13 protein-coding genes are annotated in these 14,500 nt (G+C 66.7%); 6 read left to right on the forward strand and 7 right to left on the reverse strand.

The annotated features are described in order from the left end of the window. Positions 1–78: 78 nt before the first annotated feature. A complete protein-coding gene (locus tag O1Q03_RS15255; RefSeq protein WP_269504455.1) occupies positions 79–981 on the forward strand; it encodes a LysR family transcriptional regulator in 903 nt (300 codons plus the stop codon). Between the two features lie 54 nt (positions 982–1,035). Here the strand turns inward: O1Q03_RS15255 and O1Q03_RS15260 are convergent, their stop codons facing one another. After that, the gene (locus tag O1Q03_RS15260; RefSeq protein ID WP_269504457.1) at positions 1,036–2,190 is read right to left on the reverse strand and encodes a porin; all 1,155 of its coding nucleotides are present in this window, start codon (positions 2,188–2,190) and stop codon (positions 1,036–1,038) included. Between the two features lie 384 nt (positions 2,191–2,574). Here O1Q03_RS15260 and O1Q03_RS15265 point away from each other — a divergent pair, with 384 nt between their 5' ends. Both O1Q03_RS15265 and O1Q03_RS15270 read left to right on the forward strand, forming a co-directional pair. Continuing rightward, positions 2,575–3,678: an OpgC domain-containing protein gene (locus O1Q03_RS15265; RefSeq protein ID WP_269504460.1), complete on the forward strand. Its 1,104-nt coding sequence runs from the start codon at positions 2,575–2,577 to the stop codon at positions 3,676–3,678. Between the two features lie 61 nt (positions 3,679–3,739). After that, complete coding sequence (locus O1Q03_RS15270; RefSeq protein ID WP_269504461.1) at positions 3,740–4,669, forward strand: alpha/beta hydrolase; 930 nt, start codon at positions 3,740–3,742, stop codon at positions 4,667–4,669. A 276-nt stretch (positions 4,670–4,945) separates the two neighbouring features. Here the strand turns inward: O1Q03_RS15270 and O1Q03_RS15275 are convergent, their stop codons facing one another. Further along, on the reverse strand, positions 4,946–6,160 hold the full coding sequence (locus O1Q03_RS15275; protein WP_269504462.1) for an FAD-dependent oxidoreductase: 1,215 nt from the start codon (positions 6,158–6,160) through the stop codon (positions 4,946–4,948). 184 nt (positions 6,161–6,344) lie between these two features. Between O1Q03_RS15275 and O1Q03_RS15280 the strand changes: the two genes are divergently transcribed. Both O1Q03_RS15280 and O1Q03_RS15285 read left to right on the forward strand, forming a co-directional pair. Continuing rightward, positions 6,345–7,289, forward strand: a complete 945-nt coding sequence (locus O1Q03_RS15280; protein ID WP_269504463.1) for a LysR family transcriptional regulator — start codon at positions 6,345–6,347, stop codon at positions 7,287–7,289. A gap of 114 nt (positions 7,290–7,403) precedes the next feature. Beyond that, positions 7,404–8,162, forward strand: coding sequence for an SDR family oxidoreductase (locus tag O1Q03_RS15285; RefSeq protein ID WP_269504464.1), 759 nt, complete (start codon positions 7,404–7,406; stop codon positions 8,160–8,162). A gap of 165 nt (positions 8,163–8,327) precedes the next feature. Here O1Q03_RS15285 and O1Q03_RS15290 read toward each other — a convergent pair whose 3' ends face one another. From O1Q03_RS15290 to O1Q03_RS15310, 5 genes are all read right to left on the reverse strand, one after another. Beyond that, on the reverse strand, positions 8,328–8,660 hold the full coding sequence (locus O1Q03_RS15290) for a cupin domain-containing protein (protein ID WP_269504466.1): 333 nt from the start codon (positions 8,658–8,660) through the stop codon (positions 8,328–8,330). A 180-nt stretch (positions 8,661–8,840) separates the two neighbouring features. Beyond that, the gene (locus O1Q03_RS15295; protein ID WP_269504467.1) at positions 8,841–9,020 is read right to left on the reverse strand and encodes a hypothetical protein; all 180 of its coding nucleotides are present in this window, start codon (positions 9,018–9,020) and stop codon (positions 8,841–8,843) included. A 6-nt stretch (positions 9,021–9,026) separates the two neighbouring features. After that, positions 9,027–10,505: a sensor domain-containing diguanylate cyclase gene (locus O1Q03_RS15300; protein ID WP_269504468.1), complete on the reverse strand. Its 1,479-nt coding sequence runs from the start codon at positions 10,503–10,505 to the stop codon at positions 9,027–9,029. Between the two features lie 148 nt (positions 10,506–10,653). Further along, positions 10,654–11,745, reverse strand: a complete 1,092-nt coding sequence (locus O1Q03_RS15305) for a potassium channel family protein (protein ID WP_269504470.1) — start codon at positions 11,743–11,745, stop codon at positions 10,654–10,656. A gap of 60 nt (positions 11,746–11,805) precedes the next feature. Continuing rightward, on the reverse strand, positions 11,806–13,140 hold the full coding sequence (locus O1Q03_RS15310) for an NAD(P)/FAD-dependent oxidoreductase (protein ID WP_269504471.1): 1,335 nt from the start codon (positions 13,138–13,140) through the stop codon (positions 11,806–11,808). A gap of 242 nt (positions 13,141–13,382) precedes the next feature. Between O1Q03_RS15310 and O1Q03_RS15315 the strand changes: the two genes are divergently transcribed. Next, positions 13,383–14,030, forward strand: coding sequence for a hypothetical protein (locus tag O1Q03_RS15315; protein WP_269504472.1), 648 nt, complete (start codon positions 13,383–13,385; stop codon positions 14,028–14,030). Positions 14,031–14,500 lie beyond the last annotated feature (470 nt).

The following is a 14,500-nucleotide window of genomic DNA, read 5'->3' on the forward strand; positions in this document are numbered from 1 at the left end:
ACGCGAAACGCCCAACCAAATCATTCGACGCTGATTAACAATGGAGCCTCTCCCCATTCCCCCAACGCCCCGCCCCGCATGGATCATCTGCAAGCAATGCGCATCTTTGCGCGCGTCGCCCACCTCGGCAGCTTCACGAAAGCGGCCGAGCAGCTGCAATTGCCGCGCCCGACGGTGAGCAATGCCGTCCAGTATCTGGAAAAACACCTGGGGGTACGCCTGCTGCAGCGGACCACCCGGCGCGTCGCGCTGACCGTCGAGGGCGCGACCTACTACGAGCGCTGCACGCGGCTGCTGGCCGATCTCGACGACGCCGAGACGCTGTTCGACGAAGCCGGCGCGGCCCAGCGCGGCCTGATCCGCGTCGACCTGCCCGAGCGCTTCGCGCTGAACAAAGTGATTCCGGCGCTGCCGGATTTCCACGCTCGCTATCCCGACCTGCGCGTCGTGCTGAGCACGTCCGACCGCTTCATCGATCTCATCGCCGACGGGATCGACTGCGCGGTGCGGGTCGGCGTGCTGTCCGACACGTCGCTCGTCGCGCGGCGCATCGGCGAGATGGCGCAGATCAATTGCGCGTCGCCCGGCTATCTCGCGCAACACGGCACGCCGCGCTCGCCGGACGACTTGCCCGACCACCTCGCGGTCGGCTATTTCTCGAACCGCACGGGCCGCGAGCTGGACTGGGAATATGCGGACATGGACTCGGGCGAACTGCATACGGTGAAGATGCGCAGCATCGTCGCGGTCAACAGCTCGCAAGCGTATCTCGCGTGCTGCCTGGCAGGCCTCGGGCTGATCCAGGCGCCGCGCGACGGGCTCGCGCCGCTCCTCGAAGACGGTTCGCTGGTCGAGGTGCTGCCGGAATGGCATGCGGCGCCGCTGCCGGTGTCGGTCGTGTTTCCGCACGGCCGGCACCTCGCGCCGCGCGTGCGGATCTTCGTCGACTGGCTCGCGCTAACGCTCGGCGACACGCACTGACGCAATGACGGCATCGCTGCCGGGGCGATCGGGCCCCGGCCTGCGCTCGCGCACTCAGAACTTGTGGCGGATGGCGGCGCGCACCGCGAACTGGTTGGACGACGACGACGGGCCGTCGGTGCCGACCACGTAGCCGCCGTCGGCCGCGGTGCCCGTCTTGTCGCCGCCGACCTTCTGCCATGCGCCCTGCAGGTAGACGTCGGTGCGCTTGGACAGGCTGTAGTCGGCCATCAGGCCGACCGTGTGGTATTTCGGCTTGATCGCGCCGCCCGCGCCGTCGAACTTGCCGTCGGTGTACACGTACTGCGCGCCGAGATAGAAATCGGGCGTGAGCTGGTACTTGCCGTTGATCTCGAAGTTCTGGAACTTCGTCGCGGTCAGCCCGAGCCCGTCGAACGTCGTGGCCGGCAGGTAAATGGTCGACACCGGGTGCTTCATGTCGGTCTTCGTATAGACGAAGCCGACCGTCGCGGGGCCGAACGTATAGTTGATGCCGCCGCCGAAGATGCGCAGGCGCTCGGCGACGAAATTCGCGTCGTCGGCCGCGATCGCGCCCGCGCTGCCGACGCCCGGGCTGTTCGCCTGCAGATACGCGGCCGCGACCTGCAGCCCGGCGAGCGAATACTGCGCGCCGACGCTGTACTGGCGGTTGGTCGCGAAGCCGGTGCTGTTGCTGAAGCTGTAGGTGCCGCCGAAGGTCAGCCCGTTCCAGTCGGGGCTCGCGTACTTGACCGTGTTGTTGACGCGGAACGAGTTGTCCGTGTTGTCGTTGTCGAACGGATGCGAGAACAGCGTGCCGCCCCAGTTGCCGTTCGCGGTCAGCGGCGCGAGATAGTCGACGACGGAGTCGTACTGGCGGCCGAACGTCAGCGTGCCGAAGCGCGACGCGCTCAACCCGACGAACGCCTGACGACCGAACATCCGGCCGCCCTGGTTGAGCCGGCCGTTGTTCACGTCGAAGCCGCTTTCCAGCGTGAAGATCGCCTTCAGCCCGCCGCCGAGATCCTCGCTGCCTTTCAGGCCCCAGCGGCTGCCCTGCGCATAGCCGCTCGCCAGTTGGTAATCCGTTTTTCCGACCCCGTTTACGTTTACGTTGTTCGTGTAGTCGAAGCCTTCGTCGATCAGGCCGTACAGCGTGACGCTGTCCTGCGCGAAGGCCGGCGCGGCGAACGCTGCCAGCGCGGCGGCAAAAATGACGTGCTTCCTCATGACGGATCTCCGGAGCCGGGGGCCGTGCGCCCGGCGCATCATTGGTCTGTTTATATGGAGTGGCCCGCTGGGCGGACAACGCGGTGTGCAGCCGCGAGGACAAAATGGTGTCACGTCGCAAACCGGCCGTCCATCGGGGGCGTGGAGCCCGCATGCAAAGCGTTGCGCGGGTCCAACTGCCGCCCTGCTGCCCCGTTCGGCAGGCTGCCGGACCGGGCTTGCCGGCAGCCGCTGGCCGGTGCGCCATCCGCATAAACCCGAGCGATGTCGCATCGATGGCACAATGCGCATCCATTCGTCATTTCTTCACGAAGTCATGCTTCACCCCGATTCATGCGCGGCGGCTGCCAGCCGCGCCCGCGGCGCGCGCCGGGAGGCGGCTCGATGACCGCCGCCGCCCGGCCCGGCCGCTACGCCGAGCTCGATTTCTTCCGCGGCCTCGTGCTGCTCGTGATCGTCGTCGACCACATCGGCGGCAGCATCCTGTCGCGCGTGACGCTGCATGCGTACGCGCTGTGCGATGCGGCCGAGGTGTTCGTGTTCCTCGGCGGCTTCGCCACCGCCATCGCGTACAACGCGCTCGCCGAGCGCCACGACGAGGCCGCCGCGCGCCAGCGCTTCATCCGCCGCGCGTTCGAGATCTACCGCGCGTTCCTGGTGACGGCCGGCCTGATGCTGCTGATCACGGCCGTGCTGAACGCGTTCTCGATCGACGGGCCGAACATGCCGACCAACGATCTCGACGGCCTGCTCCACAAGCCGCTCGCGGCGCTGCGCGACATCCTGCTGTTCCGCCGTCAGCCGTATCTCGCATCGGTGCTGCCGATGTACGCGTTCTTCGCGCTGCTCGTGCCGCTCGCGCTGCCGCTCGCGCGCACGCAGCCGTGGCTGCTGCTCGCGTTCAGCGGATCGCTGTGGTACGCCGCGCCGCATGTCGCGCGCTTCCTGCCGACCGTCGAAGGCCTGCCGTGGGACTTCAATCCGTTCGCGTGGCAGTTCCTGTTCGTGTTCGGCGTGATCGCGCGCTGCCAGCCCGTGTACCAGACGCTCGCGCCGAAGCCGCAGGGGTGGCTGCTCACGGCCGCGGCGCTCGCGGTCGTCGCGGCCGGCGCGTACTACCGGCTGCGCGTCGAGCCGTTCCCGACCGATCCGTCGATCAAGCAGAACCTCGGCGCGCTGCGGCTCGGCAACTTCCTCGCGATCGCGTGGCTCGCGGCCAAGCTCGTGCACCTCGGGTGGATGAAGAAGGTCGCGCACGCGATGCCGTGGATCGGCACGATCGGCCGGCAGGGGCTGCTGTGCTTCGTCGCGGGCACCTGCATCTCGCTCGCGGTCGATTCGCTGCTGTACCAGGCGACCGAAGGCTACCTCGACGTGCCGCTCGGCCTGACCGCCGACGTCGTCGCGATCGGCTTGCTGTATCTCGTCGCGAGGCTCTATGCACCGTTGGTATCGCGGCTGCCGTTCCCGTTCCGTGTGCGGCGATGACGCGCCGCGCCGTCACGCACCGCTGCTACGATAGCGGGCGCTCTTCCTGAAACGATTCGCCATGCGCCGACTTGCCCTTCCGTTCGCCGTCGCCCTGATCGCCGGCTCCGTTGCCACCGCCCATGCCACGCAGGGCGCGATGGCGGCATTGCCGGCCTCGCCGTCGGCGCAGGCCGCCCCGCCGGCGCCGGCCGCGCAGGAGGCGCCGGTCAATCCCGGCAGCAGCGTCGTGCTGCGCTCGTTTCGGTCGGCGTCGCTGAAGCGCGACTGGTCCTATACCGTCTACCTGCCGCCCGGCTACAACCCGGAGGGCGCGCGCTACCCGGTGATGTACCTGCTGCATGGCAATGCCGGCAACGCGAACGACTGGATCACGCAGGGCCGGCTGCAGGCCACGACCGACACGCTGATCGAGCGCCACGAGATTCCGCCCGTCGTGATCGTGATGCCGCAGGGCGGCACCGACTGGTACGTCGATCGCAAGGAGAAGATGCAGAGCGCGTTCCTCAACGACCTGCTGCCGGAAGTCGAAGCGCACTTCGCGGTATCGAACCAGCGCGCGGGCCGCGCGATCGGCGGCGTGTCGATGGGCGGCTTCGGCGCGCTGCGTTTCTCGCTGCTCGAGCCCGGCCTGTTCTGCGGCGCGATGCTGCTGAGCCCCGCGATCTACGCGAACGAGCCGCCGCTCAATTCCGCCGCGCGCTACGTCGGCGTATTCGGCGACCGGCAGTTCGATCCGCGCGTGTGGCACGAGCTCAACTATCCGGCGCTGATGCGCGGCTATTTCGCGCGCAACTGGCGCGTGCCGATGTTCATCGCGGCCGGCGACGACGACCTGACGATCCAGGCGGAATCGAGCGTGCTGTACACGCACCTGCGCCGCGCGCAGAACGCGGCCGAGCTGCGCATCGTCGGCGGCGGGCATACGTGGGAAGTGTGGCGCGGACTGCTCGGGCAGGGGTTGAAGTACGCGCTGGAGTGCGTGAAGTGATGAAGGTCCGTGTTGCATGCGACATCAAGCCAGCACGGCACGGACCCGGACGCGAGAACACGCATTCCAGTGAACAGCCAAAGCTGATGCGCTCCTGAACGCAGAATCGCAACGGCGAGCCGCCCGCCTTACGGCGACGCTCGCGCGCTATGTCGCCGACATGCGCGCGCAGGCCGCGGCTGCGGGACGCGACCCGCCCGACGTGCCGATCTACAAGCTCGTCACGGTGCAATTGCCCGCGTGCGCACCGACCCGATCACACAATCCGCAACCCAATCAAAGCCACGTCCCGCCCTGGCGCTCATTCGGCTCGTCGGCGAGCGCGTCGAAATCGTGAATCCAGTCCAGGTGATGCAGCACGCTGTCGCGTTCGCCGAGCCGTACATTGCGCGCCTGCGCGGCCGGCCCGTCGGGCAGATGCAGCACATCGGCGGCCGTGATCGATGCGTACTGCACCTTGCGCGTGCGACCGCGCCGCAGCCGCTCGTACGCTTCCTGCGCGTCGCGCCAGTTGCCCGGCCCGGCCTTCGCCAGCTGCTCAGCCAGCACCACCGCATCCTCGATCGACTGGTTCGCGCCCTGCCCGTGATGCGGCACCAGCGCATGCGCGGCGTCGCCGATCAGCGTCACGCGCCCGCGGCTCCAGCGGCCGAGCGGCGGCCGATGGAACAGCCCCCAGCGCTGACTGATCGGCACCGCGGTGATCATCTGCACCACCGCCGGGTGCCAGTCCTTGAACAGGCGCAACTGCTCGCCCTCTTCGGCCGGCATGACCCAGTCGCGCGACGGCCACGGCGACGGATGACGCTCGACCAGCAGGAAGTTCTGGTCGCCGTCGTCGCCGATCGGATAGTGCAGCAGGTGGCCGTGCGGACCGACCCAGAACTGGATCGTCTCCGGATCGGGCAACAGGTCCATCCGCCCGGCCGGCACCACGCCGCGAAAACCCGAACACCCCGAATACAGCACGTCGTCGTAGCCGAGCATCCAGCGCCGCGTGATCGAACGCGCGCCATCCGCGCCGATCACGAGATCGGCATCGACACGCTTGCCGTTGTCGAACGTCAGCGTCACGCGGTCCGGATGCTGCGCGAGATCGACGAGCCGATGGCCGAGATGAATCTGCTCGACACCGACGGCCTGCGACAGGATCGCCTGCAGATCCGCGCGATGCACGCCCCAGTACGATCCGCCGAACTGCCGGCGATAGTCGGGTTCGCCGCGATGATGGCCGATGACCGCCCCGCTGCGTCCGTCGCGATAGACGAGCGCCGGGATTTCCGCGCACACCGCGTCGAAAGCGGCACGCAATCCCATCCGTTCGTAGAAGCGCGTCGCATTCGCCGACAGCGCGACGGCCGCCCCGACCTCGCGCAGCACGTCGGTCTGCTCGTACAGTTGCGCGTCGATGCCGCGCTCGCGCAACGCAAGCGCCAGCGTCAGGCCGCCGATGCCGGCGCCGACGATCGCGATGTTCAGATTGGTCTGCATGATGAAGGTGTCTCCGGGATTCAGATAGTCGGTTATCGAGGCCGCGGCGCGCGTGGCCTGCTCGGCGCGCCCTGTCGAATGCATGCGCGGTATCGGTATTGTCAGCAGCGCACCCTCATCCCACAATAAAATGCAGGGAATCTGCTTCATCACCGAACGGAATGACCGGGAGCACGGCCGCACCATGGAACTGAGCGAGATCGACCTCAATCTGCTGCTGCTTTTTCAGCGGCTGATGCAGGAGCGGCGCGTGTCGAGCGTCGCCGAGCAGATGAACATGAGCCAGCCGGGCGTGAGCAACGCGCTCGCGAAGCTGCGCCGCCGGCTCGGCGATCCGCTGTTCGTGCGCGGGCCCGGCGGCGTGGTCCCGACGCCGTTTGCGTTGCGCCTGGCCGAGCCGGTGGCGCAGGCGCTGTCGACGCTGCATGCCGCGCTCAATCCCGAGACGGGTTTCGATCCGCTGCGCGCGTCGCGCACGATGACGATCGGGATGACCGACATCGGCGAAGTCGTGTTCCTGCCGGCGCTGCTCGAACATCTGTCGACAGCGGCGCCGGGCATCGCGCTCAATACGGTGCGCAACACGAGCGTGAACCTCAGCGATGAAATGGCCGACGGCCGCGTCGATCTCGCGATCGGGCTGCTGCCGCAATTGCAGGGCGGCTTCTATCAGCGCCGCCTGTTCGATCAGCGATACGTGTGCCTGTTCCGGCGCGGGCATCCGCTCGAAGGCGCGCCACTCACGATCGATGCATGGCGCGAAGCGGAGCATCTGGTCGTGGTGTCGGCCGGCACCGGGCACGGGCAGGTCGACGAATGGCTGAAGCGGCGGCGCGTCAAGCGCCGCGTGCGGCTCACGGTCCCGCATTTCATGAGCGTCGGCTATATCCTGCAACGCACCGACCTGATCGCGACCGTGCCCGAGCATCTCGCGCTGCAACTCGCCGCGCCGTTTTCGCTGAGCTGGCATGCGCTGCCCATCACGCTGCCGGGTGCGCCGATTCATATGCTGTGGCACACGCGCGTGAATCAGGACGAAGGCAACCGGTGGTTGCGGGAGGTCGTCGTCAGCCTGTTCTCGGAAGCCGAAGGACGTGCACGAAAGCCCGCGCCCGCGCGCAGGAAATAGCGGCCCGGCGCCGCGTGTCCCGCCGTGCGCGGTACGATGTCGCTTCAATTGGCGCACGGCCTGCCATTGCGCGCTTGCCGCCTCTTTCGTCACCCAACCCCAGGGAATCAAGTCATGTCTGTCTCGCAGAAATTCGCAGCCGTCACGGGCGCCGGATCGGGCATCGGCCGTGCCGCGGCGATCGCACTCGCCGGCGCGGGATTTACCGTCGCACTGATCGGACGCCGCGAAGAATCGTTGCGCGAAACGAAAGAGGCGATCGCCGCCGCGCACGGCGACGCGCACGTGTTTCCGGCCGACGTCGCCGACGAAGCGTCGGTCGATCGCGCGTTCGCGCAGATCGCGCAGCAGTTCGGCCGGCTCGACGTGCTGTTCAACAACGCCGGCCGCAACGCGCCGGCCGTTGCGCTCGACGAATATGAACTCGACGTGTGGAACGCCGTCGTCGCGACGAACCTGACGGGCGTCTTTCTGTGTGCGCGGGCAGCGTGGCGTGTGATGAAAGCGCAAACGCCGCAGGGTGGCCGGATCATCAACAACGGTTCGATCTCGGCCTATACGCCGCGCCCGAACACGATCGCGTACACGGCCACCAAGCATGCGGTGGCCGGCATCACGAAGTCGCTCGCACTCGACGGCCGCGCATACAACATCGCGTGCAGCCAGATCGACATCGGCAACGCGGCGACGTCGCTCACGAACCGGATGACGGACGGCGTGCTGCAGGCCGACGGACGCATGGCGCCCGAAGCGCGGATGGACGTCTCGCACGTCGCGAACGCGGTCGTGCAGATGGCGAATCTTCCGCTGGATACGAACATCCTCAACATGACGATCATGGCGACGACGATGCCGTTCGTCGGGCGTGGATAAGCGGGATCGCAAGGGTTCGACCGGGCGGTGCCGGGTGCGGGGCGGGCGCGCCGCATGTTCCGTCGCCGCCGCCTCGTTTTCTTGCCCGTCGACGATGGCTCGACGCTGACGAACCGACGGCGATCCTTGACGCGCTCCACTCCTTTAAGGCTGCCGTTCAGCGTTTCAACGTTCGTGATAGATCGCGAGCCAGACGCTCGGCTCTTCCGGATGCGTCCACGCGACGCGATGCCGGCAATGCGGTTCGATCAGCACGTAGTCGCCGGCGCGCATGTCGTGCAGCGCCGGCTCCCCCTCGAATTCGAGCGCGGCCGCGCCGGACAGCAACGCAACCCATTCGGCGCGCGGATCGTCGTACCAGAACCCGTCGGGACTCGCGTGCCCCATCGACACGATCCGCTCGACGTTCAGGCGCGATCCCGCGACGAGCAGGTCTACTCGCTCGTCGTCGCCGCGCGCTTGCTCGATGCTGAACAGGTTGCCGGTTTGAAGTGGCATGGTTCGACCTCGTCGGCCCTCACATGAAGGCGGTTGTCGTCCACTGTAGCGCGGTGACCCTCGTTGCGGCGAACTTCATTCGCCGCGCCAGCCGGTCGGGAACGCGCCGACGGCATCCGCGCCGTCGGCTTCGCAACGCGCAGCGACATACGTTGCCGGATTGATGGAACGATCGCGCCGTCACTGGCTCACGATCTCCGCGGCAACGCGCTCGAACGTCACCTGCCCTTTTCGAATCACGGCGGTGTCGTCGCTCGCGAATGAAATATGGCCGCTGTTCAGCCCGCGATTCAGTTCGATGAAGCCATCGATCGCCGCAGCCGAGAACGGATTCTTCGCGAGCTTACCGGCGCCGGCCACGCCGCGTCACGCGCTCGCGTGAAAGGCGGCCACCCTGTTGCGTCCATTCGCCTTCGCGGCGTACAGCGCCTCGTCGGCGGCCTTGATCACGGCTTCGGCTTGCGCATCGTGCTCGGGCGTCCAGCTCGCGAGGCCGATACTGGCGGTGACGTGCCCGTATTCGCTGCCGGCGTGCTCGAGCGGCAGCTCGTCGATCGCCGCGCGAATGCGTTCGGCAATCTGGGCGGCGCCCTTCTCGGAGGTATCGGGAAGCAGCACGACGAATTCCTCGCCGCCGTAGCGGGCCGCGGTATCGGCCGGCCGGCGGATGTTGTCGCCGATACAACGCGCGACCGCCGCCAGCGCGTCGTCGCCCGCCTGATGGCCGTAGGTGTCGTTATAGGCCTTGAAACGGTCGACGTCGACGAACAGCAACGAGAAGACCGATCGTGCTCGCCGTGCGCGACGCCATTCGCGATCCAGCACTTCCGCGAAGCTGCGGCGATTGTTCAGGCCGGTGAGGCCGTCGGTGCGCGCGAGCAGCACGAGTTCCGACTCGGCACGCATCCGGCGCCGCAGCTGCGTGCCGAGCATGACCGACACCGCGATGAACGCGGCGCCGAACATTGCCATCAGCGCGCCGATCGTCAGGGCCCGATGCCGCCACGCCGCGTAGATATCCGCCTCCGCTTCCGCGACCATGATCAGCAGCGGCAGCTTCGGCAGGTGCCTGAAGTAGTAGAGGCGACGCACGCCGTCGAGCGACGACGTTTCCGAGAACACTCCTTCCTGCGCGGTCTCGAACCGCCGGAAGGTCGCGGCATGGCTGATGTCGCGACCGATGTTGTGAACGTCGTACGGCTGGCGCATCACCATGATGCCGTCGTTGCCGATCAGCGACATCGAACCGTGCTGCCCGAGCGACAGGCCGGCGAACAGCTGATGGAAATATTCGAGGTTGACGGCGATGACCGCGACGCCGGCGAACGAGCCGTCCGGGTTCGAGATCCGCCGGGTGAGCGCGATGCTGAGCGAGCCCCCGCGCAGGCGCGACTGGAACGGGTCGCTGACGTAGAGCCCGACATTCGGATCGTCGCGGTGGACGGTGAAGTACTTGCGATCGGCAAAATTGCCGTGACGCGGCACGTCGTTGGCCGAATCGAGGATGATGTTGCCGCCCGCATCGAGCACCAGCATCGAACCGAGAAATTGCGCCGTCATCGCGTTGTCGAACAGCACGGCGCGCCGCAGGCTCGCGGGCGCGTTCATCACGTCGGGACGCTTGAGGCCGTCGATGACCGCCTGCAGCGACAGGTCGTAGAGTTCGAAATTGCGTTCGATGTCGCGCTCGGCGATCAGGCCGAGATTGCGCGAGGTTTCGCTCGCCCGCTCCAGCGCGTCGTTGCGGCTCTGGAACAACTGCAGCACGCACAGACCCATCAATGCACACGCAACCACGATGCCGATCACGACGATCGTATAGGGAGCCGCCGACCTGGAATGCATGTGTCTCCTCGGGAACCAAGTTGGTATCTAGTCGCTCGACGCGATTACTTCATACTAAAAAATAGAGAGGGGCATATCAAGCTGGGGAAATGCCCCCATCATGGTCCGGCATCGGTGTGTCGATGCCGCGCCGAGTCATCTCCGGCCGTCAAACATCCGCATCGGGAATCCTCGCCGACTGAATCACGACCAGCGTATCGCCCGCCTCGATCCGGCACGGCGGATCCTCATAAAACGACAGAATCTTCCCGCAGCGATCGAGCCCGACGACGATTGCGCCGGGCACGACGTTGGTCATGCAGCCGATCTCGTGCGGCAATGCCTCACGCTCGAGCAGCGTCGCCCGCCCGCGCGTCGACAGCATGTCGTTCACGAACGGCACGATATAGCGGCTATGCACCGCGTCCGCGAGCAACAGCGCGCCGATCTTGGTCGACGACACGATCACGTCGGCCCCGGCCTGCCGTAGCTGCCGCTGATACAGGTTTTCCTGGATCCGCACGACGATCTTCGTCTCGGGCGCGATGCTGCGCACCGACAGCGTCAGCAGGATCGCGGTCGGATCGTCGGTCACCGAGATGATCACGGCCTTCGCCGCGCGTACCTGCGCCTGCTGCAGCAGATCCTCGTGCGCGGGATCGCCGAGCAGCCCGGTCACGCCGAGCGACGTCGCGGCCTCGAGCGCCTGCTGCTGCGCATCGATCACGATGATCGTCGACGGATCGACACCGCTTTCGAGCAGCTCGCGCACGGCGATCGATCCCGACAGGCCGTAACCGCACACGACGATGTGATCGGATAGTTGCTTCTGCAAGCGTTTCATGCGGAATTCCTCGATGACGCGCTGGATCACGAACTGATAGGCCGTGCCCAGGAAAATGAACCAGATGCCGATGCGGATCGGCACGATGAAGAAGGCATCGATCAGACGCGCGCGCGCCGTGACCGGCACGATGTCGCCGTAACCGACCGTCGCGACCGTGACCATCGTGAAGTACACGAGATCGGCGACGTTCATCGGCGTGCTCTTGGTGGAATCGCGCAGCCCGTCGCGGTCGAGATACAGCACGAGGAACGCGAGCATGCACAGCAACACGACCGCGCCGAGGCGGAACAGCAGCGTCCGGCGCGGCGACGTCGCGGGACGAGTGAACAGCGTGCGCGTGCGCGGCGCCTGCCACGGGTCGCGGGCGCGACGCAGGCGCAGGCGCAACGAGCGGCGCTGGGAAGGCGTTGCCAACGAGAATTCTCCTGAACAATGCGGGCTCGATTCTACGACGGGAACAGGCGCACGCCGGCGTTACAGCATGCTGCGGGGCCGCACCATCGTGCCGTCGACGAAACGCCGCGCACGAAACGCCGACAGGTCGAGCGACGGTGCGCCGGTATCGACCCATTCGGCCAGTAGCCGGCCGACGATCGGCCCCATCGCGAAGCCATGCCCGCAGAACCCGGTGGCGATCGCGAGCCCGGACGGCGTGCCCGGTGCATCGATCACCGGAATGCCGTCGGGCAGCACGTCGATCATGCCGGCCCACGCCTCGACGATCTGCGCGTCCTTCAGCGCGGGGAACATGGCCTTCAGCTTGGCGAGCGCGCGCGGCGCGTGCGCGCGGTTCGGCTGCGGCTGCGGATCGCGCGGCTCGATCGGCCCGGCTCCGCCGCTGATGCGCGCCCACGCGTCGCGCCACGCGGCCGCGTTCAGATGCAGCCGGAACTTCTCGCGCTGCGCCCAGAACTCCGGCCAGAACAGGCTCAGGCCTCGCAGATGGCCGAGCGTCAGTTCGACGTCGACCTGCATGTCGTCGGCGAGATTGATCGCGCCGTTCTTGCGTTGCCGGATGCCGAGCCCATGCCCCCAGATCGTCGACGCGGACACGTCGGGCAGCACGTTGGTGCGCATGCAGGTGCCGCGCACGGCCTGCTGCGGCAGCCGGATGCCGACGCCGTGGAGGAGCCGGAAGCTCGTCGCGCCGGCCGCGCAGATCACGCGCCGCGTGCGGATGGTGCCGCGCTCGGTCACGACGCCGACGACGGCGCCGCCGGCCGTCTCGATCGCCGTCACGCCGCAGCCTTCGAAGAAACGCGCGCCGGCTTCGGCCGCACGCGCCGCGAACGCGGCGGCCACGCGGCGCGGTTCGGCCTGCCCGTCGGTCGCCGTGTACAGCCCGCCGAGCGTGCGCGCCTGCGTCGACAGGCCGCTCACGCGTGCGCCGATCTCCGCACGCGTGAGCGTGCGCGTGTCGAGCCCGTGTTCGCGCGCGACGGCGAGCCATGCCTGGAACGATGCCCAGTCGTCTTCGTTGTCGGCGATATAGAGGCAGCCGCCCTGCCGCCATTCGAGGTCGAAGCCGAGCGCCTGCTCGAGCCCTTCCCAGATCCGCATGCCGGCCATCATCAGCGGCACTTCCGCGGATTCGCGGCCCTGCTGCCGCACGAAACCCCATGCGCGGGTCGATTGCTGGCCGGCGATGCGCGACTTGTCGAGCACGACGGCCTTCAGGCCGCGCAGGCCCAGATAGTACGCAGCCGCGCAACCCATGATGCCGGCGCCGGCGATCACGATGTCGGCATCGGCCGGGAACGCCTGGTCGGCGCGGGTCAGTGCGTCATGCAGCGGATAGGTGGTGGTCATTGTTTTCTGTTGGCGTCGGTACGCCGGTGCATTCGTCGACGTATGCGATGGCGGCCGCCGGATCAGGCTCTCAGGTAAGTGGATCTGTATGACGAAAACACGGGAAGTCGATGCACGGCCGGGCCACCGGCAGCGTCACCGCCGATCAGGATTATCCGCCGGCCGGCCCCATTTTTTCGCCTTGACGGCGCTATGTTACCGCGCGATAAACTGTATATCCATACAGTACCGCTGCAGTAACCATGATCCTCCCGCCCTTCGATCCCCCGAAGCTGAACGACCTCACCGAATGGTGGACGAAGTGCACGTATGCCGACGTCCAGCGCCTGATCCTCGAGGTCCAGCATCTGCGCCTGACGCTGTGGGAGCTGAAGGCCCACGTTGCCGATGCATCGCGCCGGATCCGGATGCTCGATCCCGACATGCTCGCACACGGCTCCGCACTGAGACGATTGACCTACCTGCTCGAAAAGGAAATCGAACGTGCGAATCCGATCGGCCGCACGCGCGACGCGTATGCGCCGTTTTCCGATGAATGGCGCGCCCGCGAAGCGCTGCGATGTGCATTGCGCGCGCAGCCCGAGCCCGCGGAAGCCGGTATGCTCCCGCGCACGATTCCGGAATTTCAGCGCATCACGTGGGCCGAGCTTCGCGCGCGCTGGCGTCACCTGAGCGACAAGCAATCGAACCGGCTGAACGTCGAGCAACGCATGGTGCTCGAGATCGCGCGTCAGCGGTCCGTGATCCTTGCACGCGCAAGAAAACTCGTCGATGCCGCGATCGAAGAAGCGGCGGCGGAAGGCAAGCAGTTGTTCGCGCTCGATCAACTGAAGCGGCTGTTGTCGGTCGAACGGGAAGACGGCGAGCCGTTCACCTATATGCCGGCGTAACGCGATCGCATTCAGCAGCCGTTGCTGAATCATGGCGAGCGCGCACAGCGCATTTCGACACTCACATCGCGCATGTCGCCGGCCCCGCTTGTTCGATCATGACGATCACGTGCGGTGCCATTCATCGCGAACGCTATTCCTCTGAGTTTTCGCGCGAACACTCAAACCGGCACATACATCAGTGCGCCATCGCACAGTCATCGCGTGCTCCCGGTACGTCGTTCGCGTCGACATCCCCCTCGCAATCGATTCACACACAGCGCACTCGTCTTCAACGCGCTTGGGAACAAAAGATGCTCTTGTATAACGGCTGCAACCCGTTAGTTTTCGTCTGACGGATTGGGGCATTACCGGCGAATATTCGCGTCGCTCCATCGATTAGCACTTCTTCAGGACGACAAAAATAAACCTGCTGGCCAAGTAAAACGAGGAACCTTACGTTGCTTCACAACTGACACCTGATCGAAGGG

The sequence above is a fragment of the Burkholderia sp. IMCC1007 genome (assembly GCF_027257875.1).
Lineage (GTDB): Bacteria > Pseudomonadota > Gammaproteobacteria > Burkholderiales > Burkholderiaceae > Burkholderia.